Origin of the sequence: Aeromonas sp. 600282 (assembly GCF_049175755.1) — a bacterium.
In the GTDB taxonomy this organism is placed as follows: Bacteria; Pseudomonadota; Gammaproteobacteria; order Enterobacterales; family Aeromonadaceae; genus Aeromonas; species Aeromonas veronii_A.
This window is the reverse complement of sequence record NZ_JAAKVR010000001.1, coordinates 114,852-141,822: the sequence shown is the minus strand read 5'-3', so window position 1 is coordinate 141,822 and position 26,971 is coordinate 114,852. Positions and strand designations below refer to the sequence as shown.

Genomic DNA, 26,971 nt, shown 5'->3' with positions numbered 1-26,971 from the left:
AACGCAGTGAATTGCACCGCTATCAAATATGTTCGCGGTGCACGGCGCTGCGCTTGTTGCACCCTACGGTGGGATGTCTGAGGGGGCGATGTGGTTTGCTCCCTTCTCCCCTTGCGGGAGAAGGGCTGGGGATGAGGGGGGAGGTCAGCCATATGTTCGCGGTGCACGGCGCTGCGCTTGTTGCACCCTACGGTGGGATGTCTGTGGGGGGCTATGTGGTTTGCCCCCTTCTCCCCTCGCGGGAGAAGGGTTGGGGATGAGGGGGCCGGTAACTGAGTTAACGGAAACAAGAGAGGGAGGCCCATGCCTCCCTCTCTACTTGCTGAGGTTTTCTATGCCTTTAAGAGGCCATCAACACGCCATCAGATATCCACCTGCGAGCCCAGTTCGATAACCCGGTTGGGCGGGATCTCGAACTGATCTGGCGCCCGCAGGGCGTTGCGCTGCAGCAGCATAAAGAGCTTGCCGCGCAGATAGAGATACCAGGGGCGGTCTTTCATGATGAGCGACTCGTGGGCCATAAAGAACGAGGTCTCCATCATCCGGCAGCTCAGCCCCTCGGCGTTGCAGCGGTGGAAGATCTCCTCCACGTTCGGGGTCTCGCGCCAGCCGTAGCTTGCCACCACCCGCCAGAAGGTGGGGGAGAGCTGCTCGATGCAGACCCGGCGCACATTGTGGACGTAGGGCACATCCTCCACCCGCAGGGTGAGCAGGATGATCCGCTCGTGCAGCACCTTGTTGTGCTTGAGGTTGTGCAGCAGCGCATGGGGGATCACATTGACCACCCGCGACATATAGACCGCAGTGCCGGCCACCCGGGTCGGCGGGGATTTTTCCAGCGAGGCGATCATCGGCTCAAGGGAGTTGCCGTGCTCGTTCAGGCGACGAATAAGCTGGAAACGCTCGCTCTTCCAGCTGGTCATCACGGTGAACATCACCGCGCCCAGAGTGAGCGGCAGCCAGCCGCCGGAGAAGATCTTGGCGAGGTTGGCGGCAAACAGCGGCACGTCGATACAGAGCAGCGCGGCAAACAGGATGGCCACCAGATACTTGTTCCAGTGCCAGCTGTTCTTGGCCACCGAGCAGGAGAGGATCGAGGTGAGCACCATGGTGCCGGTCACCGCGATGCCGTAGGCCGCCGCCAGATTGCTGGAGTGCTCGAAGCTCATGATGACGATCACCACCGAGATATAGAGCATCCAGTTGATGACCGGAATATAGATCTGGCCGGACTCCTGCTCGGAGGTGTGAACGATGCGAATGGGGGAGAGATAACCGAGCCGCACCGCCTGACGGGTCAGCGAAAAGACCCCGGAGATCACCGCCTGCGAGGCGATGACCGTCGCCATGGTTGCCAAGAGCAGCAGCGGCACCAGCGCCCATTTCGGCGCGAGCAGGAAGAAGGGGTTGGCAATAGCGGCGGGGTTGCTTAGCAGCAGCGCCCCCTGACCGAAGTAGTTGAGCACCAGCGAGGGCAGCACCACGATAAACCAGGCGAGGCGAATGGGATTTTTGCCAAAGTGGCCCATATCCGCGTAGAGCGCCTCCACCCCTGTGATGGCCAGCACCACGGCGCCGAGGGCAAAGAAGGAGGTGGTCTGGTACTGGACAAAGAAGCGCACCGCCCAGATGGGGTTGAGTGCACCCAGCACCTCGGGGTTATGGATGATGCCGCGCAGCCCCAGCACCGCCAGCGTCATAAACCAGATCAGCATGATGGGGGCAAACAGCTTGCCCACCATGGCGGTACCATGTTTCTGGATGGCAAACAGCAGGGTCAGCACCAGCACCGAGAGAGTGACGATATAGGGGTCGAGGGCGGGGGTGAGAATGCTCAGACCCTCGATGGCTGACATCACCGACATCGCCGGGGTGATCACCACCTCACCATAGAAGAAGCTGCCGCCAATCAGGCCGAGGATGATCAGCAGCGGCGTCCAGCGGGTGGAGGCGTTGCGGGTCGCCAGCGACATCAGGGTGAGAATGCCACCCTCGCCGGCGTTGTCGGCCCGCATCACAAAGGAGAGGTACTTGACCGACACCACCAGGATCAGCAGCCAGAAGATCAGCGAGAGAAAGCCGAGAATGGAGGCCGGCTCGACGCCGAACCCGAATTGACCTGACAGGCACTCGCGCAAGGTATAGAGCGGGCTGGTGCCGATATCGCCATAGACTACGCCAATCGCCGCCAGCATAACGCCGGGAGTGGCTTGTTGTTTATCACAGTTCATGAGTTCATCTTGTCAGTTTGATGTTTACACGTTTGCCAACGCACAGCTGCCCGACCTACCAGGAGAGTCGTGATATTTAATCGGGAGAGAATTAATGGATTGCGATGGGAAAGGGCGCTAACGGAATAGTGATCTGCTTGTCATGGAACACAGTCTGTTCATCTGTCATTAAGCTTATAATGACACACACTTTGCGGGACTATGCTCAGTTATAAACAATCAAAAGTTCAATTTGAGTAAGAGAATTAATTATCCGGCGATTGAAATAGGCCGCGACAATGCAGGCAACTGTTTGTTTTATCTAGCGAAGTGGTTTGGCTAAAATCTTTTTCCAAAATGGATGATAAATAAACGATAAAATAATCGCTAATTAATTGCTTGCAGGATGGCAAAGGGGAGGGTGTTGGGTAGCAATAGAGTCTTTATTTGGGCGGGGAAAATGTAGGGTGCAATGAACGAAGTGAATTGCACCAAATATTGAAAGAAGCAAGAGGTGCAATGCACTACGCTTATTGCACCCTACAGTGATATTTTTATGAACTCATTTCAGCACATTTTCTGGTGTGATACTTGGCCACCCTTATTAATTCAGCTGTATGCTCAGGGTATTGCTGCTGTAAGAGGCTGAGGGCATCAGCCAAGGTAATCTGATGCAGATTAAAGCAGGTGTCAAAAACCAACGACCATATTTGTTCTTTGAACCCATCAATATCATTATGGGTGGCGCAGGAGTTCCACAAGTTTAAATCCAGTTCGTCATCAGGGTCTTCAAGGGGCTCGACGGCTTGTAAATAGAGGTTGCTTAGCATGGCATTATATTGAGCATCAGATAACGAGTTTTTGCAGCGAACTATCCAGGCCAAAGTGATCAGGTTATGGCCAAAAAAGCCGGGCTGCTGCAAACAGGAATGCAATACATCCTCTAATGTTGCCGGCTGTCCGGTTGTGATCACCTCACAGCATTCTCTATTTTCTTCATTAGGGAAGGTAGCAGTGACAAAATCCGTGACCCGATTTAAAAATGCAGGTACCCACTCGGGAGGAAGGGCGCTGTATACCTCATTAAGCGCAAGCAAAATGGTGACGTTATGGGATAAATATTCGGGCTTATTGGCTGCCTTGGCGATATAGAATTCAAAGATATCGTGAAAGCCGTACTCGGCATGCCATTGGGAAATAGCTTGGTAGGCTGCGGGATAGATACCACGTGCCAGAATGCGATGCCTGCGCACATCGGAAAAAGCGATATGCTCCACACTATCGGTAAGTACCGTTGAAACCTGTAATCCATCCTTGGCAATCAATTTGGCGGTTTGTTGCCACAAGGCTTCCGATTGTCCAAGGTGTGCAGCAAGATATTGAGTCGATAAATAGGCTTTTAGCGCATGAGGCTGATGAATAATAGCGCTTCTGTGTACGGCTTTTTCAAGTAGTTCCCGAGATGTCATTTATCCTCCATGAATCTAACGTTTCCCTTAATGAGCCGGCACAGGAAAAATCAATAGTCGTAGGGTGCAATAAACGAAGTGAATTGCACCATTAAATAAAAACATAAGAGCAGAGATGCGATGCTAGACTAACTGCGTCTAATGGCACTAGTCACCCTCATATTTATATTTAAAGATCTTGTTATGTTCCTATTGATTTTATAGTTGTTTCTTTGTGTTCTGAGAGTTTTCTCTCGATTTCTTTCTTTTTAATTTTCAATTGTTTCGTTTCATATTTACTGCTCCACATAAAATATAAAGCTTTTATAGGCTCTATATCATCATCTTCAATTTCACAACATGGTATTAATTTAAATGCTTTTTCAGCAAACTTGATAAATGTTTTTGCATTTGAATGGAATGCGATGTTTTCATCTGCGACACCACTTAAGAAAAATAATGCGTAAGCTTCAAGCCCATTCATATATCTATTAAGTATTTCTTCGGCACCTACCATTTTATCAACGTCTTCTTTTTTCACGTTTTTAGCATTAATTTTAAATCCATTCTCAGTTCTGGTAAGTATAACATCATCAAAATAAGTTATGCCATTTTGAGTGCAGTATTTATCTAAAGCAATAGAATCCAGCACAATGGTTTCTGCGAATCGACGACATTCAACAACTGCGGCTTCTACTGCCGCTCTTTTAGATTGTGTTTTAAAAATATCTTTACTTGTCTCAATTTGATTTTTTGCAAGAGAAATTTGATCTTTGGCTAATTTAAGTTGCCTTAATCCTAACCCAATTAATACCATCACAACTAGGCCGCTAGCAAAATATAGCACTTCTAGCCAGCTTCTGATTTCTGAAAAAAGAGTTACATTTTCGATAGGGGCCATAGCGAATCCTTAACATGGAGCTTATTTTTTAATAAGTAAAGTGTATTAATTATATCTAGTGTGGTTAAATTTATATTTATAAAATGCCTTGAGTAAAAATGGTGAAGCCTATCACTTTGGCTAATTAATTTATCAACTACGTTGGCTGTCATATTCCTGACTAGAGATGATATCCAATCGAATAGCTGATGAAAAGGTAAAACGGGGTAAAATATGCACAAGATCAATAAATTACTCATTGATTGGTTGTTGTTTGTCCGTTTGTGCTGAAAGGCAGGGTGATACACCTTGATCCGCCGGTGTCGAGCTCGTCACTTTTGTCGTGTCGATCACACTTCCCACCCCGTCGTCACCCTCGTCAGGGGTGGCATTCAGCACGTTCTTATTTTTGATTAATCCTTTATTTTCAGTTGCTTGTAAATTTTTATCGCGCCATTCTCCCATTTTGGTCTGATAAATGCTTTGTGGGGGGCTGGCCGCCTCTTTGCCTGTCGGCGGGCGGCCCGGTGTAACGAACCATTTAGGATCCCTCTCTATGAACAGCTTCGTGATTGCAGATCCCAGTCTCTGTATTGGGTGTCGTACCTGTGAGGTGGCCTGCGCCGTTTCACACCAGTCAGGGTCTTGCAGCGGGACCCTTGAGCGGGAGGGCGGCCTGCATCTTGCCATCGAGGATGGACATCTGGTCTCCAAGGACAGCTACTTTCAGCCGCGCCTGAAGGTGATCGTGGGCAGCAAGGTGACCACGCCGGTGCTCTGCCGCCAGTGTGAAGACAAGCCGTGCGCCATGGCCTGCCCGAACAATGCCATCGTCAGCGAGGATGGTTGCGTCAAGGTGTTGCAGGAGCGCTGCATCGGCTGCAAGTCCTGCGTGGTGGCCTGTCCTTACGGCGCCATGGCGGTGGTGCTCAAAGAGGTGGCACCCGCTGCCGATTCGCTCTTCAAGCGTCCGCAGACCAAGGCGCAGGCGCTCAAGTGCGATCTCTGCCGTCACCGCGAGGCGGGCCCGGCCTGTGTCGAGGTGTGTCCGACCCAGGCGCTGCGGTTGGTCACGCCGGAGCATCTTGAAACCCTGAACCGGCAGAAGCAGCTGGCCAGTGCCGAGGCACTGCTGGCGATGCCGGCGCGGGTGTGAGCGGGCTTGCCGAGCCGTTTTTCGTTAACAAACAAGAGTGTGAGTCATGAAAAAAGTCATTACCGTGTGCCCCTATTGCGGCACCGGTTGCAAAATCAACCTGCTGGTTGAAAACGACAAGGTGGTGGGGGCCGAAGGCGCCAACGGCCGGACCAACGAGGGGCAGCTCTGCCTCAAGGGCTATTACGGTTGGGATTTCTTGAACGACACCAACCTGCTGACCCCCCGTCTCAAGAGCCCGATGATCCGCCGCGAGCGCGGTGGCAAGTTCGAGGCTGTCTCCTGGGATGAGGCGATCGAGTTCGCCAGCAGCCGTCTCTCTGCCATCAAGGCGAAATATGGCCCGGACGCCATCATGACCACCGGCTCTGCCCGTGGCCCCGGCAATGAAGCCAACTATGTGATGCAGAAATTTGCCCGTGCGGTGATTGGGACGAACAACGTCGACCACTGCGCGAGGGTGTGACACGCACCCTCAGTCTCCGGTCTGGAGACAACTGTAGGCAACGGCGCCATGAGCAACGCCATTCCCGAAATTCAAGAGACCAAGTGCCTGCTGGTGTTTGGTTACAACGCTGCTGACTCTCACCCCATCGTCGCCCGCCATATCCTCAAGGCGAAGGCAAACGGGGCCAAGGTGATTGTGTGTGATCCCCGCATGGTGGAAACCGCCCGTATCGCCGATCAGTGGCTGCCGCTCAAAAACGGTTCCAACATGGCGCTGGTTAACGCCTTCGCCAACGTGTTGATCAATGAAGGGCTTTACAACAAGGCATTTGTCGCCAACTACACCGAAGGGTTCGAGACCTTCAAGGCGACGGTGGCCAAGTACACCCCGGAATATGTCGAGGGGATCACTGGCCTGAAAGCCGCCGATATCCGCGCCGCCATTCGCACCTATGCCGAGTCGCCAGCTTCCATGATCCTGTGGGGCATGGGAGTGACCCAGTACGGTCAGGCGGTGGACGTGGTCAAGGGGCTTGCGGGTCTGGCGCTGCTGACCGGCAACTTCGGTCGTCGCGGCACCGGTTGCGGGCCGGTGCGCGGTCAGAACAACGTGCAGGGCACCTGTGACATGGGGATGCTGCCGCACCAGTTCCCGGGTTATCAGTCGGTGGCCGATCCCGCCATCAGCGCCAAGTTCGCCAAGGCGTGGGGCGTGGAGTCACTCTCCCAAAAGCCCGGCTATCGCCTGACCGAGCTTGGCCACAAGGTGGAGGAGGGCAAGTGCAAGGCCTTCTACATCTTCGGTGAAGACCCGGCCCAGACCGAGGCAGATCTCGGTCAATTCCGCCGCACTCTGGCGGGGATGGAGCTGGTGATTGTGCAGGATATCTTCATGACCCAGACCGCCGAGATGGCCGACGTCATTCTGCCCGCCACCAGCTGGGGCGAGCATGAAGGGGTCTACAGCTCGGCGGATCGCGGCTTCCAGCGCTTCTACAAGGCGGTGACGCCCCCCGAGAACGTCAAACCGGACTGGGCCATTTTTTCGCTGATGGCGACCGCCATGGGCTATCCCATGGAGTACCACAACACCGAACAGATCTGGGACGAGATGCGTGCGCTCTGCCCGCTCTATGCCGGGGTCAGCTACGACAAGATGGCCGATCTCAAGAGCGTGCAGTGGCCTTGCCCGACCGAGGATCACCCGGGCACCAGCACTTTGTTCGAGGGGAATGTGTTCACCACCCCGAGCGGCAAGGGTCAGCTGATTGCCTCCGAGTGGCGGCCGCCGCTGGAGCAGCCCTGTGCCGAGTACCCGCTGGTGCTCTCCACCGTGCGCGAGGTGGGTCACTACTCCTGCCGCTCCATGACCGGCAACTGCTCGGCGCTGCAGACCCTGGCCGATGAGCCTGGCTATGTGCAGATCCACCCGAGCGATGCCAAAAAGCTCGGGGTGAAGGATCAGGCGCTGGTCTGGATCTCGTCGCGCCGTGGCAAGGTGATCACCCGCGCCAACTACAACGAGCGGGTCAACGCCGGGGTGGTCTATATGACCTACCAGTGGTGGATCGGGGCCTGCAACGAGCTCACCATCGAGCACGTCGATCCCGTCTCCCACACGCCGGAGTACAAGTACTGCGCGGTGAAGATCGAGCGCATCGACAATCAGCCTGAGGCGGAAGTGTACGTCCAGACTGAATACAGCGCGCTCAAGGCGAAATTGCGCAGCGCAGCCAAAGGCTGATCGCCCTAAAAAAGAGGTTCTGCACAAATAAGGGAACCCGACTCGGATTTATCGAGTCGGGCACCCTTTTATTACCCAAAGAAAGGGGTGTAAATGATGCAACATGAAATTGGTCGCTTATTCGGACTTTTCTATATTGGCACCTATCTGGCGGCGATATTGCTGGGAATAGGTTGCTATATTTGGCGCGACGAGATGATATTTCTGCTCGGCTTCGGTTTTTTCGGCTGTTTTATGGCGGCACGGCTCGCCATGGGCAGCGTATTTTCTGCCTTGAGTATTTCCAGTGCCTGGCTGATCGGGTTTATCTCCACCACCTTGATCAACTGTCTGCTGCTGGGGGTGATCACCCTGCTGGTCTACCTCACGCATCAGAGCGTCACCGCCGAGCTTGCCGACAACGCCAGCTGGCTGCTGATGGCCTTCCAGAGCCTGTCGGCCCTCTTTATCTTCGGTGGCCTGAAGTGCTGCCACAGCCGGATCATCACCTCATAAACTGCCGATGGATGGGCAGCAAACGCCATCTCGAAACCCGCAGCCAGTGAAGCAGCCAGCGAAGAGGAGAGGCAGATCTGACAGTTGACGGCGGCCCACTTTTCAGGCGCCTTAATTGAGATCAAGAACTGATGAAATAACCGGTTAAATATGGCCATCAGATATATTAAATCGGATTGTAATGAAATTTGAGCTCATCTATGATGAGTCGCCATTCCAATATATCCCCCGATAACGATGTTACTTTTTGTTGTCGTTCGTTAATAACAACTCTGGAATTGCAACATGCGACAATTTTCGTCACCGCTTTTCTTATTGGCAGCCGCTTTTACGGGCTGCGGCTATTTATTTTGGTGACGGGTGCTTGTCGTGATGCGATGGCATGGACAGCCTGACTGGTGACTAAATCGATATAACGTGAGGCCGCAATGCTAAATGTGAGTGCCATCCCCCTGGACGAGATCTCTCCCATCTGGGACGACGGTTTCCTCCTGCTCTCCAAATCCCTCCTGTCGGCCGTGACGCTCGATGATTTTATCCACAAACTCAACAAGATAGATGCCAGCTTCGGCGGCGTGACCCGGGTCAACCTGATCCTCAACATGGGTGCGGACGAGGAGGCCATCTTCTACTTCATGGGACATTCCGGCCCAAAGCATCTGGTCTGCCCCAAGGCAGAGCTGCACCTCTCCCCCCGTCCTGCCAAAGAGACCCCGGAACAGGCCATCATTCTCGCTGCCGCCCGCTTTGAGAATCGCTGCCCGGCGCTGGATCGCGAAGGGGTCTACGGGGGGCTGCGCTCCTACTGCCAGCTCCCCATCACCACCGCCCGCAGCCACCTTGGCGGGGTCGAGTTTATCAACACCCAGCTCGACAGCTTCACCATGGAGACCCTTGCCAAACTGACCCAGCTGGCGGCCATTATCGCCATTGCGCTCGAGAACGTGCTCGACAAGGAGCGCACTCTGGAGCAGGCCAACTCCCTGCGCCTTGAGCGCGACAGCTGCAAAATTCTGGTGGATGTAACCAACGCGGTGATCAAACTGGTGCGCATCGCCGAACTGCCCAAGAGCCTGTTTGCCATCCTGCACCACCACTTCGGCATTAGCAGCTTGTGTCTGGCCGAATACAACGCCACCTCCGACAGCTTCAAGAGCTATCTGGTCAATCAGCACCAGAGCGATCAGCCGGGCATCATCGATCACTCCTGTTTCGAAAAGAAGTGCCTGCAGGGGGCCCTTGGTCATAGCGAGCCGTTTTTTGTCTATCGCGAACACGGCCACGGCTGCAGCAATCGCTGCCGCTTTACCTCCCAGATCCTGCCGCCAGAGGCTGACAGCTCCTGCATTTTGCCGCTGCGCTATCGGGGCAACCTGCTGGGGGTGTTGATCCTCTCGCACCCCAACGCCGACTTTTTTGCCGATATCGATATCTCCTTGCTGGAGCAGGTGGCGGCACGTACGGCCATTGCCATGAACAACGTGCAAGCGCAGCAGGAGATCTCCAACACCAACGGTGCCAAAGAGAAGACCATTCGCATCAACGAGCCGCAGATGCAGGGGGAGTTCCCCCATATCATCTACCAGAGCGCGGTGATGGAGAGTGTGCTGGAGAAGGTGCGGCTGGTGGCCGAGAGCGACAGTACCGTGCTGATCCTCGGTGAGACCGGTACCGGCAAGGAGCTGATCGCCCAAGCCATTCACGCCCTGAGTGCCCGCCACGACCACGAGATGGTGAAGGTGAACTGCGCCGCCATCCCCACTGGCCTTATCGAGAGCGATCTCTTTGGCCACGAGAAGGGGGCCTTTACCGGTGCCCTGACCCAGCGCATCGGCCGTTTCGAGCGGGCCCACAAGGGCACCCTGTTCCTCGATGAAGTGGGGGATATGCCGCTGGACTTGCAGCCCAAACTCTTGCGGGTATTGCAGGAGCACGAGCTGGAGCGGGTGGGGAACAGCAACCCCATAGCAGTGGATGTGCGGCTGGTGGCCGCCACCAACTGCGATCTGCTCTCCATGGTCAAGAACAAGCGCTTTCGAAGCGATCTCTACTACCGCCTCAACGTCTTTCCCATCGAGCTGCCGCCGCTGCGGGAGCGGCGCGAGGATATTCCGCTCTTGGTCAATTTCTTTATCAAGAAGATTGCCAAGCGGATGCGCCGCACCATCACCTCGATCCCCGCCGATGCCATGAAGATGTTGGTGTCGCTGCCGTGGTACGGCAATATCCGCGAGCTGGAGAACGTTATCGAGCGCGCCGTGGTGATGACCCGCGGTCATGTGCTCAACCTCTCGCCGGAGGAGCTGATGCCCCTCAAGGGCTATCACAAGATTGAGACCCTGGTTTATGACGAGCCCGCCACACCGCTCTTTGCCGAGGGGCCGGAAGATGAGCGCGAGGCGATCATCGCCGCCCTGCGCGACTGCAATGGCATAGTCGCTGGCGAGCGGGGGGCGGCCAACCGCCTCGGCATGAAGCGCACCACCTTGCTCTCCAAAATGAAGCGGCTCGGCATTTCGGCCAGAGATCCCGAGATCATTGACGGGGTCGCACCATGAGAGAGGCCATAGAGCTTGAGGCGCGGGGCGAGCAGAGAGAACAGAGCGAACAGAACGAGCTGGCACGCTGCGCTATCCATCGCGAGGTGGTGCACTACCGCGCCGATACCTTGACCTGCGACAGCGAGATGGCGCTCCCCTCCGAGACGCCGGTGGCGCTGGTCTACAACGGTATCGCCCACAGCGTGATGATGTGCTCGGCCTCCGATCTGGAGGATTTTGCCATCGGTTTTTCGCTATCCGAGGGGATCATCGACAGCCTGCTCGATATCCACGATATCGAGCAGACTGACGGCTGTCAGGGGATTGAGCTGCATATCACGTTGGCCAATCGCTGCGTTCATCGCCTCAAAGAGAAGCGGCGCACCATGGCGGGGCGCACCGGTTGCGGCATCTGCGGCAGCGAGAGTCTGGAGCAGGTGATCCGCACCCAGCCAAGCTTGCCCGACAGTCAGCGTCTGGCTGTGGGCCATATCGACAAGGTGCTGAGCGCGCTGCGCCCGCTCCAGCTGCTGGGTCAGCGCACCGGCGCTACCCATGCGGCAGTGCATCTGGATGGTGAGGGCAATATTCTCGCCATCCGCGAGGATGTGGGGCGCCATATTGCGCTGGACAAGCTGGTCGGCCATCTGTGCCGCACTGGTCGCCGTGACGGCGCCATTCTGGTGACCAGCCGCGCCAGCTTCGAGATGGTGCAAAAGTGCGCCAGCGCCGGCGTGGAGATCTTGCTCGCCATCTCGGCTGCTACCGAGCTTGCGGTCGAGCGGGCCGAGCAGACCGGGCTCACCCTGGTGGGTTTTTGCCGCCCCGGGCGGGCCGAGATCTACAGCGGCTGTCAGCGCATTCTGCTTTAAGTGACTGCAAGAGTGAGAGCCTGCTAAAGGGCTTATAAAAACTGGCAATAAAAAAGGGCGGGGAGTGTGACTCCCCGCCCTTGTTGTATCTGCTGCTGTGGCGGATTAGCGCGCCAGCAGGATACGCAGCATGCGGCGCAGCGGCTCGGCGGCGCCCCACAGCAGCTGGTCACCCACGGTAAAGGCGGCCAGATACTCCGGGCCCATATTGAGCTTGCGCAGACGGCCAACCGGAATGCTGAGGGTGCCGGTGACGGCCGCCGGAGTCAGCTCGCGGGCGGTGATGTCGCGATCGTTGGGGATCACTTTCACCCAGTCGTTGTGGGCTGCCAGCAGGGCTTCGATCTCCGCCAGCGGCACATCCTTTTTCAGCTTGATGGTGAACGCCTGGCTGTGGCAGCGCAGGGCGCCGATCCGCACGCAGAGACCATCCACCGGAATGACGGCGTTTTCGATACCCAAAATCTTGTTGGTTTCGGCCTGACCCTTCCACTCTTCACGGCTCTGGCCGTTGTCGAGCTTGGTGTCGATCCAGGGGATAAGGCCACCGGCCAGCGGTACGCCGAAGTTGTCTACCGGCAGGGTGCCGGAGCGGGTCTTCTCGGTGATCTTGCGCTCGATGTCGAGGATGGCGGAGGCGGGATCCGCCAGCTCGACCGCCACTTCGTCACGCAGCATCCCCATCTGGGTAACCAGCTCGCGCATATGGCGGGCACCGCCACCGGAGGCCGCCTGATAGGTCGCCACGCTCACCCACTCCACCAGATTGGCCTTGAACAGGCCGCCGAGGGCCAGCAGCATCAGGCTGACGGTGCAGTTGCCGCCAACGAAGGTCTTGATGCCGTTGTTCAGGGCCTGCTCGATGACGTCGCCGTTGACCGGATCCAGAATGATGACGGCATCTTTCTCCATCCGCAGGGAGGAGGCGGCGTCAATCCAGTAACCCTGCCAGCCAGCGGCTTTCAGGCGCGGATAGACATCCTTGGTGTAGTCGCCGCCTTGCGCGGTGATGATGATATCCTGCTTGGCCAGCGCCTCGATATCGAAGGCGTCTTGCAGAGTACCGGCATCGACGCCAAAGTTGGGTGCGGCCTCACCGGCCTGGGAGGTGGTGAAGAATGTGGGTTGAATATGGGCGAAATCCTGCTCTTCCTGCATCCGGCTCATCAGAACCGATCCCACCATGCCACGCCAACCGACCAAACCTACTTTTTTCATATTGTCCTACCCTGGATTGCTGCTAAAGAAACTCGTGGTGACACCCGTAACCCCTTGTCTGGCGACGCCTGTTTACAAGCGGTTTACAGGCCATTTAAAAAATATGCGCTGCGAAAAATGCGTCTATCCACATTACGGATTGTGGCGGCTTGCGCAAGTCGAATTGCGCAATATTCTGTGCCGTTTGCTGCATTAACCGGCAGCCAGAGCACCGCTCAGGTAGACGGGGAGGGAGAAGGTCAACATCAGATGAAAAGGCCACCGTTTATGGCGGTGGCCTGTCAATAAAACGGTTGAGGACGTCCTCTGCTGCTGTCTGGGGGGCGCAGTTGGCGTGTGAAACAGCCCGACAGCTTAGGTGCTTAGCCGTAACGAGCCAGAGTGAGCCCCTCATCGCTGATGGCGGGCTCGCTGCCGCTGATGAGATCGCACAGAAGCTGACCCGAACCGGCCGCCATGGTCCAGCCCAGGGTGCCGTGGCCGGTATTGAGCCAGAGGCCGGGAATGGGGCTCGGCCCCACCAGCGGGGTGCCGTCCGGCGTCATGGGGCGTAGGCCGGTCCAGAACTCGGCTTGGCTGATATCGCCCCCCTCGGGGAAGAGATCCCCCACCACCATCGCCAGAGTGTCGTGGCGTCTGGGGTTGAGAGCGAGGTTGTAGCCCGACAGCTCCGCCATGCCGCCGACCCGGATCCGCTCGTCAAAGCGGGTGATGGCCACCTTGTAGGTCTCGTCGAGTACGGTACTGCGCGGCGCGGCGTCTGCGTTGATCATCGGCAGGGTGAGGGAGTAGCCCTTGACCGGATAGACAGGCAGCTCCAGCCCGAGCGGGCGCAGCAGCGGCCGCAAAAAACCGGTGGCATAACTGCCGAGCGCACAGACGATGGCATCGGCGCGATAGCGCTGCTCGCCCGCCCGCACCGCCACGGCTCGGCCACGGGCTTGCTCAATCTCGTCGATGTCGCAGCTGAAGACAAACTTGACCCCGAGCTTCTCGGCTTCAAGGGCAAGGGCCTTGGTGAAGCGGAAGCAGTCGCCGGTCTCGTCGCCGGGCAGACGCAAGCCGCCGACGATTTTGCCGCGCACCCGCGCCAGCGCAGGCTCTGCCGCTTCGCAGCCGCTGGCATCCAGCGACTGGTAGGGGACGCCATACTCCTCCAGCACCTCGATATCGCGCTGGCTGGCATCGAGCTGGGACTGGCTGCGAAACAGCTGCAGGGTGCCGAGCTGGCGCCCTTCGTAATCGATATTCAGCTCGTCGCGCAGCAGCTTCATGCAGTCGCGGCTGTATTCGGCCAGACGCACCATGCGCCCCTTGTTGGTGGCATAGGCGGTCGGAGTGCAGTTGGCGAGCATTCTGAGCATCCAGCGAAGCTGGAAGGGGTCGGCGGTGGGGCGCACGGTGAAGGGGGCATGCTTTTGCAGCATCCACTTGGCGGCCTTGAGGGGAATGCCGGGGGCCGCCCAGGGGGCCGCATAACCCGGGGATATCTGCCCGGCGTTGGCATGGCTGGTTTCTAGGGCGACGCCACCTTGTCGCTCCAGCAGGGTTACTTTGTGACCCGCTTTGGCCAGATACCAGGCGCTGGTTACCCCAATTACGCCGCCACCGAGAATCACTATCTCCATATCGTCTTTCCTTGACTGATCTCCTGATGTGGCCACCACCATAATCAGCCGCCACAGGATATTCAACCGCTCTGCGCAGGATTGGGATCTCCGTCTGCTTGCCTGTCACAAGCTGGTGTTTGGTGCGATGGAGAGCCTGATTGCCAGCGTAAATCGCTGCGCTGTTTCCAGGGCTGTGTCAGGGGGTATGGCCCGCTTACAGCTGCTCCAGCTTGATCAGGTACTGCTCCGCCGTCGCCAAAATGGCCTGCTGTTGTTCTGCGGCTTGGCCATCCCAGTTGGCATAGGGGAGGGCGAGGCGGGGATTGCCGCCCAGTTTGTCCCGATTGCGCCAAAGAAAGTGCCAGTAGAGGCTGTTGAAGGGGCAACTTCCGTCGCCGTGGCGGGCTTTGACCTGATAGTGGCACCCCTTGCAGTAGTGGCCCATCCGCTCGAGATAGGCGCCGCTGCTGGCGTAGGGCTTGCTGCCCATCAGGCCGCCATCGGCAAACTGGCTCATGCCGCGGGTGTTGGGCAGCTCCACCCACTCGATGGCATCCACATAGATGCCGAGATACCACTGATCCACCTCGTCAGGATCAAGCCCCGCCAACAGGGCAAAGTTGCCGGTCACCATCAGCCGCTGGATATGGTGGGCGTAGCCATGCTCGAGGGACTGGCGAATGGCGTGTCGCACGCAGGCCATCCTGGTTTCGCCGCTCCAGAAGAAACCGGGCAGCGGCCGGTTGGCCCCGAGAAAATTGATCTGCTGATAGCCCGGCATCTTTTCCCAGTAGAGGGCGCGGACAAACTCGCGCCAGCCGAGGATCTGGCGAATAAACCCCTCCACCTGTGCCAACGTGATGGTGGCCTGATTGGCCTGCCAGTGGGATTCGGCGGCCCGAATCACCTCAAGCGGATGAAGCATTTTGCTGTTGAGGGAAAACGACAGTCGGCTGTGAAACAGACTCCAGCCCCGCTCGCTCATGGCATCCTGATAGCGGCCAAAGTGGGGCAGGCAGTGGGCCAGAAAATGGGCCAGCAGCTCGCGACTCTGGCGCCTTGTGATGGGCCAGGGCAGCCCGCTGGCATCTGCCTCGCCTATGGTGCTGACCCCGTGGCGGGTCAGCATGGCATCAATCTCGATCACCTCGTTGGCAAAGGTGAGGGGCGCCGGGATGGGCTGGCTCGCCGGCAGCTTGGCGCGGTTCTCGTCATCAAAATTCCAGCGCCCGCCAAGGGGTTGGCCGCACTCATCGAGCAGCACTTGGTATTGCTTGCGCAGGGCGCGGTAGAAGAACTCCATCCGGCTGTGGGGGTAGCGCTGCCAGCCATCGCGGGGGGTGAGAAAATGCTCGCTCTCCACCTCGGTGGCAGGGATGGCCAGGCCCGCCGCCCAGCTTTTCAACTGGCTGGCAAGGCGCCACTCGTCCGGGCTCTGCCAGGCAAAGCTGCTGGCCTGATGTGCTTCGAGTTGAGCCTCCAGCAAGCCGGGCAAATCGGGCCAGCGGGCGCTCTCATCCAGGGTCAGGTAGCAGACGCGGTGGCCCGCTTGGGTGAGGGCTGCCGCGAAGGCGCGCATGGCGGCAAAGAAGGCCAGCACCTTCTGTCGATGGTGGCGGCAGTAGTCGGTCTCCTGACGTAGTTCCGCCATCAGATAGCAGATTGCCGGATCCGGGGTGCGAAACCAGCTGTGACCGGCGTTCAGCTGATCGCCGAGAACAAGACGCAGCTCCATCAGACTCGCTCTCCCACAGGTTGCTGGCTGCTGTGACGAGCGTTGCGACAGCGCTCGCTGCAGTAGCGAACCTCCTCCCAACTACGTGCCCACTTGCGCCGCCAGCTGAAGGGGCGCTGGCAGACGGGGCAGATCTTCTCGGGCAGAATGGGTTTGCGATGCATGATGGCTTCCGGCCTTGGCTGATGGGGGATGTGGCGTGTGGGTAGGGAGAATAACGAAGCGGGGGCGTGGACGGATCAACCTCACTGCCGGTTTGCCGCGCAGATGCCCACTTTGTGAGCGGGCGCACAGCCCGTCGGTGCGCCCCTTGTTTGCCAATTAACCAGCCGTTAACGTGGCGAGGCTGCCCGTTGGCAGCATCCATCAATGGACATGGGTTCATCGACATAGTTGGCCACCGACTGTCTACAACCGATATGGAGGGGAGTGATGCCAATCATGACAGCTACGCCCCGGGCAGCTTGCCTGCTCGCCCACTGGTATACCCGGGATCCCATTCTGACCTTCGACTTTCCTCACCGCTGATTGGTGGCACCCGCCGTTTGAATTTGTCAGCCGGACGACCCTGATCGCCCCGGCCTCTTTGCCAATCCCGATTTCAAACACACTGGCCTTGCGCCGGTGAGGAGTCTTTTATGCGTCGTATACCCGAGCCGTTTCGTATCAAGATGGTCGAGCCCATCAAACAGACCACTGGCGCTGAGCGTCGCGCCGCCCTAGAGGCCGCTGGCTGGAACCCCTTCCTGCTGCTGGCCGAGGATGTCTATATCGATCTGCTGACCGACAGTGGGACCGGTGCCATGTCCGACCGTCAGTGGGCTGGCATCATGATGGGGGATGAGGCCTATGCGGGCAGCCGCAACTTCGTCGAGCTGGAGCGCACGGTGCGCGAGATCTTTGGCTACCAGCATGTGATGCCCACTCACCAGGGGCGCGGGGCGGAGCAGATCCTCTTCCCCGAGCTGGTCAAGCGCTGCAAGGGCAAGGCACCGGTCTTTATCTCCAACTACCACTTCGACACCACCAAGGCCCATGTGGAGTTGGCCGGGGCGCGGGCCATCAACCTGCTCACCCCGAAGGCCCTCGACACCACGGCCCCTTATGCCTGGAAGGGGGATTTTGATCTTCCCCGCCTGACCGACACCATCGAGACCCTGGGGGCCGACAACGTGGCCGGCATCATCATCACGGTGACCTGCAACAGTGCCGGTGGCCAGCCGGTCTCCATAGCCAATATGGAGGCGGTCTCGGCGCTGGCCCGTCGCCACCAGATTCCGGTGGTGATCGACGCCGCCCGCTTTGCCGAGAACGCCTGGTTTATCAAGGAGCGGGACCCGGCCTATGCCAAGCACAGTATCAAGGAGATAGTGCGCCAGATGTTCGCACTGGGGGACATCTTCACCATGTCGGCCAAAAAGGACGGGTTGGTCAATATCGGCGGACTCTGCTGCTTCAAGGAAGATCTCGACCTGTTTCGCGCGGTGCAGGTGCGCTGCGTGGCGATGGAGGGGTTTGTCACCTACGGCGGCCTTGCCGGGCGGGACATGGCGGCGCTCGCCATCGGCCTGCGCGAGGGGATGGATGAGGAGTATCTCACTTACCGCATCAGTCAGGTGGCTTATCTGGGCGAGCGGCTGGCCGAGGCTGGCATCCCCATCCAGACCCCCACCGGCGGTCATGCGGTGTTTGTGGATGCCAAGAAGCTGCTGCCCCATATTCCGGCCGAGCAGTTCCCGGCCCATGCGCTCGCCTGCGAGCTCTATCTGGAAGGGGGCGTGCGCGGGGTGGAGATTGGCTCCCTGCTGCTGGGGCGCGATCCCGCCACCGGCAAGCAGGAGGCGGCAGACTTCGAGCTGCTGCGTCTGACCATTCCGCGGCGGGTCTACACCCGGGATCACATGGACTATGTGGCCGACTGCCTGATCGCGGTGAAAGCGCGGGCCAGCGACATTCGCGGGCTCACCTTTGACTACGAGCCGCCGCTGCTACGCCACTTCACGGCGCGGCTGAAACCGGTCTGATCAGCAACCGGTTAGATGTGGTGATCAACCGCGCCAAACTGTGCAGATCACCGGTCGCTCCCGGTTAAACGGCCCAGTAAAAAAGCCCCCGCACCAAGGTGCGGGGGCTTTCGTTTATCGACGCAAAGCCGGGGTCAGACCGCCTGATACTCCAACTCGACCGAGCCCAGCGCCTTGAGGGTGGACTGGGCGGAGTCACGCTGGCTGATCTGGCCGTTTTTGTTCTCCAGCAGCACGGCGCGGCGGATGGTGGCGAGATCTTCGCCGTTAAGCACCGCATGGGCGCAGGCCATCTGCATCGGCGGCAGGCTGGGGTTGAAGGCGGCGTTCTCGGCGTAGCGGCCAGAGAAGATGCGACCATCGGCAAACTGCAGCGCCACCGCGGCATAGCCCTGACTGTAGGGGGCGTAGCTTTGACGGGCGGCGGCCAGCGCGGCCTGCCACAGCGGGTCTTCGCTTTGAAGCTCAAGCTCTGCGTGATCCTGCGGGCTCATCAGCGCATCCGTGATGTCGAGATCCGCCGGGCCAAACGAGTGGGGCAGGAAGGATTGCAGGGCGCTCAGGTCATCGGGCAGAGAGACTTTCAGGATCTTGGCGGTGCTCAGCTCGTTCATAAACTGACGGCAGTGGCCACAGGGGGTGTAGTTGACGGTGATTTCGCTGATCCCGGTCTCGCCACCCAGCCAGGCATTGGAGATGGCGGACTGCTCGGCGTGGACCGAGTGGAACAGGCCTTGTCCCGCAAACTCCATGTTGGCACCGAAGTACCAGGTGCCACTCAGGCCGCAGGCGATGGCACCGACGTAAAATTTGGAGATGGGCGCTACCGAGCAGGCGGCGGCCAGCGGCAACAGGGCGAGGCGCAGGGCGCGATCATCGAGACCTGTGGCGGCTTTCAGGGTGGCGACTTGCTCCGGCGTGAAGCGGGCGTTGAAGTCGGCACTATCCAGCATGGGCTGCACGGCTGCTTTGAGCGGGGCAGAGAGGGTATCGAATGGCTTGGCAAAACGGGGATGCATAGTGTGTCCTCAAAGGCCAATTGGGCGGCCATTGTAGGGAGCAAGCTCGGGTAAATGTGTGAGCAGGCTCACGCCCTGACGGGCAAACGGAGGGGGATGGTAATGGAAACGTTTGTCTTGTGCAAATTGTGCGGCAGGTCGCACCCCGAGAGGCCAGCAGGCCCCCCGGAATGGCCAAAAGGTGGTCAATGGGGTGATCAGATCAGCCAGTGATAGATGGCAAACAGCAGCGGGGCGACGGCCGCGGTGAGGATCCCGCACACCACCATGGCCAGCGATGCAAAGGCCCCCTGGGTGATCCCCTTCTCGGCGGAGGTGGCGGTGCCGATGGCGTGGGCACAGGCCCCCATGGCGAGCCCTTGCGCTTCCGGATCGGTCACTTTCAGCAATCTGAGCAGCGGGTAGCCGATCAGGGCACCGACAATCCCCACCACCACCACCACGGCGGCCGCGATGGCGGGAATGCCGCCGATGGACTGGCTGACGCTCATGGCGAGCGGGGTGGTGATGGATTTGGTGGCAAGGGAGGCGAGCAGCGCCGGATCTGTGCCCATAAAATGACCGATCAGCAAGGTTGTGCACACCGAGATCAAGACGGAGGCGAGGGTACAGATTAGGATGGGCTTGAGCTTGGCCTGGATCTGGCGCGCCTGCTGATAGAGCGGCAGTGCCAGCGCCACTACTGCGGGCTCCAGCAGCATGGTAATGGGGCTGCTGCCGCGCTCGTACTGCTCAAGGGGCAGATCAAACCAGAGCAGCAGGCCGATGATCACCGCGGTCGGCACCAGCACAGGGTTGATGATGGGCCAGGGCAGGCGGCGATAGAGGGCGCGGGTGGCGAAATAGAGCGCCAGGGTCAGAGGGATCGCTAGCCAGAAGATCATTTGTTCATCCTCTGGTAGAGCCGACCGACGGTGGCGAGGATCAGCACGATACCCAGCACGATGCAGAGCATGATGACGCCGAAGGATTGGCGCAATGGCTCAAGCCAGGCCACCAGTCCGACTGCAACCGGCACGAACAAAACGCCCATGTGGCGCAGCAGCAGGCCAGCCCCCAGCTCGACCCAATGAAGCTTGATCAGTTGCAGGGAGAGCAGCACAAACAGCAGCAGCATGCCGATGATGCTGCCGGGAAAGGCAAACGGCAGGATGGCTGCCACGGATTTGCCTGCCAGCAGGCAGGCGACGATGACCATAAAGTCACGAAAGTACAGCAAGGCGCGTTGCGCGATCACGTGAACCTCATCGACTGGGAAGAAAAATCGCAGTTTACCAGAGAGGCCTGGTCGCGGCATTAAAACAATAACAACTGAAATCAGTTCGTTTGAAGCTGATTTGTATGCAGATTATCTGTTGAACATCGTCTGATAGAACCCTTTTTCGAACTACAAGGAGTAGTGATGACATCCCTCTTGTCCCGAGTTCGCCAGCTGGCGAACGATACTGCGTTGCCACCCCATCTGTTGCAAACCCGTCAGTGGGAAGGGCCTCTGTGCCGGGTGCGACTCGACAACACCGGTTCTGATGCCACCCCGGTCGAGCGCTGGGTGCTGTTTGACGGCAAGCTTGGCCTGCCGGTGGAGAGCGCCATTTATGGCGAAGGATTCCAGATGCTGGCCCAGACCATGGGTAGCTGGCAATCACCGCAACATGTCGGCCGTTGTCCCGATGCCAGCGTTTATCGCATCACTGATGACAATGACTATCACACCATTCACAACCTGTTGCTGGTGGAGCATGGCAAGGGGTGGCTGCTGCTCGCCTTTGCCAGCTGCCACCGTTTTGGCGGGGAGTTTCGCCTCTACCCCGATGGTCGCTTGCAGATCCTGATGAACTGCGAAGGGCGAAAACTTGCGGCCGGTGAGCACTGGCAGAGCGAGGCGCTGATCTGCCTCGAAGGAGCTGAGCGCGAGGATCTGCTGGCCGAACTGGCACAGCTGATCGAGGTCGAGCACTGCTCGCTGATCGGCAAGGTAATTGAGCGCCCGAGCGGCTGGTGCTCCTGGTATCACTACTACGCCGAGGTGAGCGCTGCCGATATTCGCGAGAACCTGCAGGTGCGTGCCGAGCGTTTCCCGACCCTGCGTTATGTGCAGATCGACGACGGCTATCAGGCCAAAATGGGCGACTGGCTCACCCCGTCGGCCAAGTTCGAGCAGGGGGTGGCATCACTGGCTGAGGAGATCAAACAGGCTGGCTGCGAGCCTGCCCTCTGGGTCGCTCCTTTTATTGCAGAGCCCGGTTCGCAGGTGTTTCAGGATCACCCCGACTGGTTTGTGAAGGGGGATGATGGCCTGCCGCTCCCTTCCGAGCGGGTCACCTATGGCGGCTGGCGCTGCACCCCCTGGTATGTGCTGGACGGCACCCACCCCGAGGTGCAAGCGCACCTTGAGCAGGTGTTTCGTACCCTGCGCGAGCAGTGGGGCATCCACTACTTCAAACTCGATGCCAACTTCTGGGGCGCCATCCACGGTGGTCGTTTCCACGATCCGGCCGCCACCCGGGTCGAGGCCTATCGGCGTGGTATGGCGGCCATCCTGCGTGGTGCAGGTGAAGGCGCTTTCCTGCTCGGTTGCAATGCCCCCATCTGGCCGAGCCTTGGGCTGGTGCACGGCATGCGGGTGAGCGATGACGTGGAGCGCAATGGCCACCGCTATCGCCAGATTGCCCGCGAGGCCTTCTGCCGCGCCTGGCAGAATGACAAGCTCTGGGCCCTCGACCCCGACTGCATTTGCCTGCGGGATCTACCGAGCCAGCAGGCAAGTAAAGCTGAATACAGTTTCCATCTGGCGGCGTTGGTGGCGAGCGGCGGCATGATGCTGGCTGGTGATCGACTGCAAGATCTCGATGAGGAGCAGGCGGCGCAACTGCATAAGCTGCTTGCGCTCTGCGCAGCCCGAGCACCCTCTGCCCGTTTCGAGTCGATGGACTTTGCCTGCGGAGAAGTAAGCCTGCCCGAGGGCGGCACTCTGCTCTGCCTGTTCAACTGGGAGGGGCAACCACAGGAGTTTCTGCTGCCGGAAGGGGGAAGCGATTTTTGGCTGGGACAGGCAGTCGGCACGGCTGTGACCCTGCAAGGGGGCGAGGGGCGGGTGATCCGCTACACCTGATCACTGCGTCACCAAACAATTCAGGCTCCATCATGGAGCCTGAATTGTTTCAATCAGCGGTTATCAGTCACGTTTTTTCAGTAACGCCACTCAAAGCCGACGGCGTATTTGGCTGAGCCATAGCCCGGGATGTCACTGCCGGAGGCGATCGCCTTGAGGGTCAGCAGCGGGGTGATGGGCACCCCCAGACCAAAACCGATGGCCAACTGATCATTGGGGTTCCCCATCAGATCGACCCGCATCACCCGATAGAGGGACATATCCTCGCTCAGGTGCATATAGGCTTGCGAAGCGCGGTTATAGACCTGACCAAACACCTCCAGCTGGAAACCTGACTGGGCGCTGATGGCCAGCGGTACCCCGACAAACTTGTAGAGATGGGAACCGTTGAAGTAGCTGTTGGTGATCAGAGGAGTGAAATCAGTCTGCTGATAAAGGGTGTTGAAGTTCTGTTCTACGATGCGATAGGTCTGCTCGGGCAGGCGAGCAAGATAATCCGGTACATCGAACCGGTATGCGGCGTTGGCTGCCAGCGGCAGCAGGGCCAGTAATCCGAGCAGTGCGTGGTGACGAGGCATCAGCAAATGGCTTCCGTTCGGCCAAAGAGATCTCTTGCTTGTGAGACATCCGCTCAGGATGTTGCAAGATATTGGTTTTTGGGGAAATCCCCTTCGTCATTATGACCTGAAGAAGGGGATGAGCGGGGAGGATTTATTGTGAAACTACTCACAACTCATAAATCTTCCAGATAGTGATAGAGACTCTTTAGAATCGCGAAGTTCCGTTCGTTACTCTGGTTCTGCTCGGCCAGCGCCTCGAGACGGGGCACATAGTCCGGCAGACGGCGGCTGAAGTAGTCGCTGCAGTGCAGGCGCCAGCGTTTCTGCTCTGCTTCGCTCAAGGTGTGTGGCCAGTTGCGGGCGCGGTAGCGGAACAGCATCTCCGGCAGCCGCGCGTCGGTAAAGGCAAATTCCCGCTCACCCAGCAGATCCGCCGGGGTGGCGCGCACCAGATCCATGGTGGACTTGTCGCCGTGGCCAAAGAATCCGGCGTAGAGCTGGGTATCGGGGTCGCTCTCATTGCTGCCGGCGAACTCCTGATTGAACACTTCCACCAGTTTTTCCCGTACCTCGGGGTGGGCGCGCAGCAGATCCAGGCTCTTGCGGCACTGCTCCCGATTGATGCCGAGCTCGTCGGCCCGTTCCGCCGTCAGGGTGGCGGCCGGCGCCAGCACCGGGCACTTGTTGATGTGCACCAGTTTCACCGGAATGCCCGCCAGATCCCCCAGCTCCTCTTTTTTGGTATAGAGGCGCTCGCGGATCTCCTCGCTCGTGAGCTCTATAAGCGGGGTGGGGTCGCGGGTCAGGTCGACCATGATCACCGCGTTCTGGTTGGTGGGGTGCCAGGCGAGTGGCGAGACCCAGCTTGCACAACCTTGCCAAGGAGAGAACATGCCGGAGACGTGCACCAGTGGCTTCATGGTCACCACGTCAATCAGCGCTTTCACCTTGTTTTTGTTGCGAAGGTCAAAGAGATAACCAAACAGCTTGGGTTGGGCCTTTTTCACCAGCTTGGCCATCTCGATGGTGGCCAGTACGTCGGAGAGCGCATCGTGTGCATTGGCATGGGCGACGCCGTTGGCGACTGTCAGCTTCTCCAGCCGGAAACTCGGTTTGCCTTCATCATCAAACGCCCACTCGATCCCCTCCGGGCGCAGGGCGTAGCAGGCCCGCAGCATGTCGAGAATATCCCAGCGGGAGTTGCCGTTCTGCCAGCTGTAGGCATAGGGGTCATAGAAGTTGCGATAGAGGGTATAACGGGTCACTTCATCATCGAAGCGGATGCTGTTGTAGCCAAGCACACAGGTATTCGGCGTGGCGAACTGCTCGTGGATCTGGCGAATGAAATCCGCCTCGCACAGCCCATCCTTCATCGCCTTTTGCGGCGTGATACCGGTAATCAGGCACGCCTCCGGATCCGGCAGGTAGTCTGCCGGAGGCTTGCAATAGATGACCAGTGGCTCGCCAATGAGGTTGAAATCCGCATCGGTACGAATACCGGCAAACTGCGACGGCCTGTCCTTGGCGGGGCTGATGCCGAAGGTCTCGTAGTCGTGGAAGTAGAATGTGGGCTGTGTTGTTTGGTTCTTGGGTGTGCTCATGTGTTCTTGTTTTATCGCCTAAGCTTCTGATTATATGGTTCTTAATGATGTGTTCAGCTTTGTCTGAGCACCCAATAAATTCTTTGCTGTTTGTGTCTGTCTGCCTATGTTCACCATCCAATTAGTACAACTCAAAGTACAAAACATGGTATTTTGTTAGTACAAAATTTTATTGGGTGAGCTATGGCAATTACAGACAGCTGGCTGCGAGGCGTCAATGGTAAACCATACTCCGGCCAGAGCGAAGTCACTGACGGTGATGGGCTTGGCATAAGGGTGTCACCTAAAGGTCTGATCACCTTCCAAGTGCGTCATATGCGTGATGGGAAACAAGTCAGAACCACGATTGGCCGTTACCCTACGGTGACTCTTCGGGATGCCAGGATCAAGGCCGCGGAAATCAAGGCAGGCCCTGAGCAAATTGTTAAAACCAGTGAAGAGCCTACACCTGCTGCTCTGTTTGAAGAGTGGTTCGAGAAGTATGTGATGCGGGAGTGTCGTGAAGGCACGCAGAAGAACTACCGCTACACCTTCTCTTCGGTTAAGAACCGGTTACCAGACAAGCCACTCAATCAGATTTCTATGGACATGTGGCTGAGCTATTTCGATGCCATAAGCGAAAGAGCACCTGGTGTTACCCGTTCGGTCATTACCGGGTTGAAAGCATGCTTCAACTGGCATATCCGCCGCGGCACGATCAACGTGCCCAACATGATGAGCTTACGGGCTCGGGATGTCGGGGCGCCCGCTAAGACCGGGCACCGGGTGTTGACGGTAGCCGAGGTTGCCAAGATCTGGCGAGCTATTGAGGCGAGCAGGGCAGGCACCGGTAACAAGGTGATCCATTTACTTTGTCTGGTCTATGGGTGCCGCCTGTCCGAGGCCAGAATGCTCAAGCGCCAAGACCTGGATTTCGAGTCTATGGTCTGGACGGTGCCGGCGGAGATCAGCAAGACCGGTAAGCCTATTCGTCGCCCCATCACATCAGTAGGTAAGCAACTGTTCGAACGGGCTGGGATGGCGTCGGTGGACTCTGTCTATCTGTTCCCTGGGCAAGGGGAGGGGAATAATCCTCTGGAGATCCACTCGTGTAATCGGCTGGTGAGCCGCTTACGCAGCAACTTGGGGATCCCCCATTGGCGCATTCATGATGCAAGGCGCACCCTGTCGACCAGGTTGTCAGAGCTTGGCGTATCACCGCACGTTACTGAAACCATGCTGGGGCACGCATTGCTTGGGGTGATGTCTGTGTACAACAAACATGACTGGCTGGAGGACCAACGGGCTGCATATGAGCTTTGGTGGTCAGTCCTCCAGCGCGAGTTAGGAGTGGGTGGCAGTTCGGTTGTGGCTATCAATCCACGCAATGACGTGTGACTTGATCCAGCGCAGCGGCTGGTGGTCGATCGGCTTGGGAAACGTGGCGTCTTTATTGCGCAGGTGATAGAGCGCGGTCCGTCCCTTGCCAAGCATTACAAGCAGCTCTTTCTGTTCAATTTTCTCGATTGGCTCAATCATAATGTCTCCTTCAGAACGGGATATCGTCGTCAAAATCAATCGGTGGCTCGCTGTAAACGGACGGTGCCGGTTGCTGTGCGGGGCGGCTATATCCGCCCTGTGGCTGTGATGCTGGTGGTTGTTGCGGCTGGCCCTGTTGCGGTCTACCGCCCAACATCTGCATCACGCCGGTGAAGCTATCGACCAGCACTTCGGTGGTGTAGCGCTCCTGGCCGCTCTGGTCCTGCCATTTGCGGGTCTGCAGCTTGCCTTCAACATAGACCTGAGAGCCCTTCTTCAGGTACTCGCCGGCCACTTCTGCCAGCTTGCCCATAAAGACAACCCTGTGCCACTCGGTGCGCTCCTTCTGCTCCCCTGTCTGCTTGTCACGCCACGTTTCAGTGGTGGCCAGGGTGATGTTGGTGACAGCTCCGCCGCTCGGCATGTAGCGCACTTCCGGATCCTGACCGAGATTGCCTATCAGGATGACTTTGTTGATACCGCGGCTGGCCATCAGCGAGCCTCCAGAGGCTGGTGGAGTTGCTGGAACTTATCATTTACCTGACGCCACTCGGGATCTTTGGCGCTCTTGAGGCAGCGAATGCGGCGGGCCATGGCGAACTTGGCCTTGCTCAGCATATTGGCGCTGGCGGCATGGTGCTGGGCCTTCTTGTATGAGAGCGCGGCATCGGCAAAGTTGCCTGACTGCTCTTGCAGGATGGCCTGGGCCATATCATCGCGGTAATTGCGTTGGTGGAGTTTGGTGCTCATCGTGTCCTCCCGGACAGTTGTTATCTGTTACA

At 58.2% G+C, this 26,971-nt stretch carries 24 protein-coding genes; 8 read left to right on the top strand and 16 right to left on the bottom strand.

The genetic code is table 11. From position 1 onward, the window contains the following. Positions 1-362: 362 nt before the first annotated feature. The 4 genes from kup to G5137_RS00660 form a co-directional block, all read right to left on the bottom strand. Positions 363-2,231 carry a low affinity potassium transporter Kup gene (gene kup / locus G5137_RS00675; protein ID WP_013723794.1) on the bottom strand — a complete coding sequence of 623 codons (1,869 nt, stop codon included), beginning with the start codon at positions 2,229-2,231 and terminating at the stop codon, positions 363-365. Positions 2,232-2,764: 533 nt separating this feature from the next. After that, complete coding sequence (locus tag G5137_RS00670) at positions 2,765-3,679, bottom strand: hypothetical protein (RefSeq protein ID WP_421254740.1); 915 nt, start codon at positions 3,677-3,679, stop codon at positions 2,765-2,767. A gap of 181 nt (positions 3,680-3,860) precedes the next feature. Continuing rightward, positions 3,861-4,559, bottom strand: coding sequence for a hypothetical protein (locus G5137_RS00665; protein WP_323928218.1), 699 nt, complete (start codon positions 4,557-4,559; stop codon positions 3,861-3,863). A gap of 231 nt (positions 4,560-4,790) precedes the next feature. Next, a complete protein-coding gene (locus G5137_RS00660; protein ID WP_421254739.1) occupies positions 4,791-5,003 on the bottom strand; it encodes a hypothetical protein in 213 nt (70 codons plus the stop codon). 91 nt (positions 5,004-5,094) lie between these two features. Here G5137_RS00660 and G5137_RS00655 point away from each other — a divergent pair, with 91 nt between their 5' ends. The 5 genes from G5137_RS00655 (at position 5,095) to fdhD (ending at position 11,792) form a co-directional block, all read left to right on the top strand. Continuing rightward, the gene (locus tag G5137_RS00655) at positions 5,095-5,694 is read left to right on the top strand and encodes a 4Fe-4S binding protein (RefSeq protein WP_040065709.1); all 600 of its coding nucleotides are present in this window, start codon (positions 5,095-5,097) and stop codon (positions 5,692-5,694) included. Positions 5,695-5,740: 46 nt separating this feature from the next. Then, positions 5,741-7,885 carry a formate dehydrogenase subunit alpha gene (fdhF, locus tag G5137_RS00650; protein ID WP_421254738.1) on the top strand — a complete coding sequence of 715 codons (2,145 nt, stop codon included), beginning with the start codon at positions 5,741-5,743 and terminating at the stop codon, positions 7,883-7,885. A 96-nt stretch (positions 7,886-7,981) separates the two neighbouring features. Beyond that, positions 7,982-8,380 (top strand): hypothetical protein, encoded by a 399-nt coding sequence (locus G5137_RS00645; RefSeq protein ID WP_005345263.1) that lies wholly within the window; start codon positions 7,982-7,984, stop codon positions 8,378-8,380. A gap of 428 nt (positions 8,381-8,808) precedes the next feature. Continuing rightward, positions 8,809-10,938, top strand: a complete 2,130-nt coding sequence (locus tag G5137_RS00640) for a sigma 54-interacting transcriptional regulator (RefSeq protein WP_421254737.1) — start codon at positions 8,809-8,811, stop codon at positions 10,936-10,938. Next, complete coding sequence (fdhD, locus tag G5137_RS00635) at positions 10,935-11,792, top strand: formate dehydrogenase accessory sulfurtransferase FdhD (RefSeq protein ID WP_421254736.1); 858 nt, start codon at positions 10,935-10,937, stop codon at positions 11,790-11,792. Before G5137_RS00640 ends, fdhD begins: the two co-directional genes overlap by 4 nt. 105 nt (positions 11,793-11,897) lie before the next feature. Here fdhD and asd read toward each other — a convergent pair whose 3' ends face one another. The 4 genes from asd to G5137_RS00615 all read right to left on the bottom strand — a co-directional run bounded on the left by asd (position 11,898) and on the right by G5137_RS00615 (position 16,519). Continuing rightward, positions 11,898-13,010 carry an aspartate-semialdehyde dehydrogenase gene (gene asd, locus G5137_RS00630; RefSeq protein WP_376896633.1) on the bottom strand — a complete coding sequence of 371 codons (1,113 nt, stop codon included), beginning with the start codon at positions 13,008-13,010 and terminating at the stop codon, positions 11,898-11,900. 362 nt (positions 13,011-13,372) lie between these two features. Further along, the gene (locus tag G5137_RS00625; protein WP_421254870.1) at positions 13,373-14,680 is read right to left on the bottom strand and encodes a D-amino acid dehydrogenase; all 1,308 of its coding nucleotides are present in this window, start codon (positions 14,678-14,680) and stop codon (positions 13,373-13,375) included. 154 nt (positions 14,681-14,834) lie between these two features. Continuing rightward, positions 14,835-16,355 carry a cryptochrome/photolyase family protein gene (locus G5137_RS00620; RefSeq protein WP_421254735.1) on the bottom strand — a complete coding sequence of 507 codons (1,521 nt, stop codon included), beginning with the start codon at positions 16,353-16,355 and terminating at the stop codon, positions 14,835-14,837. Beyond that, entirely contained in the window at positions 16,355-16,519 is a 165-nt protein-coding gene (locus tag G5137_RS00615; RefSeq protein ID WP_421254734.1) for a DUF2256 domain-containing protein, read from the bottom strand. Before G5137_RS00615 ends, G5137_RS00620 begins: the two co-directional genes overlap by 1 nt. Before the next feature lie 474 nt (positions 16,520-16,993). On the opposite strand from G5137_RS00615, the gene G5137_RS00610 reads away from it, so the two are divergent. Further along, positions 16,994-18,379 carry a tryptophanase gene (locus tag G5137_RS00610; RefSeq protein ID WP_421254733.1) on the top strand — a complete coding sequence of 462 codons (1,386 nt, stop codon included), beginning with the start codon at positions 16,994-16,996 and terminating at the stop codon, positions 18,377-18,379. 134 nt (positions 18,380-18,513) lie between these two features. On the opposite strand, the gene cdd is transcribed toward G5137_RS00610, so the two are convergent. From cdd to G5137_RS00595, 3 genes are all read right to left on the bottom strand, one after another. Beyond that, on the bottom strand, positions 18,514-19,398 hold the full coding sequence (gene cdd, locus G5137_RS00605; protein WP_005333283.1) for a cytidine deaminase: 885 nt from the start codon (positions 19,396-19,398) through the stop codon (positions 18,514-18,516). A gap of 197 nt (positions 19,399-19,595) precedes the next feature. Then, a complete protein-coding gene (locus tag G5137_RS00600) occupies positions 19,596-20,282 on the bottom strand; it encodes an LrgB family protein (RefSeq protein WP_021230200.1) in 687 nt (228 codons plus the stop codon). Then, a complete protein-coding gene (locus G5137_RS00595; RefSeq protein ID WP_005333279.1) occupies positions 20,279-20,635 on the bottom strand; it encodes a CidA/LrgA family protein in 357 nt (118 codons plus the stop codon). The genes G5137_RS00600 and G5137_RS00595 overlap by 4 nt, the downstream gene beginning before the upstream one ends. Before the next feature lie 165 nt (positions 20,636-20,800). Between G5137_RS00595 and G5137_RS00590 the strand changes: the two genes are divergently transcribed. Next, positions 20,801-22,510, top strand: a complete 1,710-nt coding sequence (locus G5137_RS00590) for a glycoside hydrolase family 36 protein (RefSeq protein ID WP_421254732.1) — start codon at positions 20,801-20,803, stop codon at positions 22,508-22,510. 77 nt (positions 22,511-22,587) lie between these two features. Here the strand turns inward: G5137_RS00590 and G5137_RS00585 are convergent, their stop codons facing one another. Further along, the gene (locus tag G5137_RS00585; protein ID WP_005360277.1) at positions 22,588-23,088 is read right to left on the bottom strand and encodes a hypothetical protein; all 501 of its coding nucleotides are present in this window, start codon (positions 23,086-23,088) and stop codon (positions 22,588-22,590) included. Between the two features lie 155 nt (positions 23,089-23,243). Then, positions 23,244-24,671, bottom strand: coding sequence for an exodeoxyribonuclease I (gene sbcB, locus G5137_RS00580; protein WP_421254731.1), 1,428 nt, complete (start codon positions 24,669-24,671; stop codon positions 23,244-23,246). 183 nt (positions 24,672-24,854) lie between these two features. Here sbcB and G5137_RS00575 point away from each other — a divergent pair, with 183 nt between their 5' ends. Continuing rightward, positions 24,855-26,048, top strand: coding sequence for a tyrosine-type recombinase/integrase (locus tag G5137_RS00575; RefSeq protein ID WP_421254730.1), 1,194 nt, complete (start codon positions 24,855-24,857; stop codon positions 26,046-26,048). Here the strand turns inward: G5137_RS00575 and G5137_RS00570 are convergent. From G5137_RS00570 to G5137_RS00560, 3 genes are read right to left on the bottom strand one after another with little or no spacing between them, the layout of a single operon-like run. Continuing rightward, positions 25,995-26,189 (bottom strand): helix-turn-helix transcriptional regulator, encoded by a 195-nt coding sequence (locus G5137_RS00570; RefSeq protein WP_421254729.1) that lies wholly within the window; start codon positions 26,187-26,189, stop codon positions 25,995-25,997. The two genes, G5137_RS00575 and G5137_RS00570, sit on opposite strands and share 54 nt — an antisense overlap. 10 nt (positions 26,190-26,199) lie before the next feature. After that, positions 26,200-26,682: a single-stranded DNA-binding protein gene (gene ssb / locus G5137_RS00565; RefSeq protein WP_421254728.1), complete on the bottom strand. Its 483-nt coding sequence runs from the start codon at positions 26,680-26,682 to the stop codon at positions 26,200-26,202. After that, positions 26,682-26,939, bottom strand: coding sequence for a hypothetical protein (locus G5137_RS00560; RefSeq protein ID WP_421254727.1), 258 nt, complete (start codon positions 26,937-26,939; stop codon positions 26,682-26,684). Before G5137_RS00560 ends, ssb begins: the two co-directional genes overlap by 1 nt. Positions 26,940-26,971 lie beyond the last annotated feature (32 nt).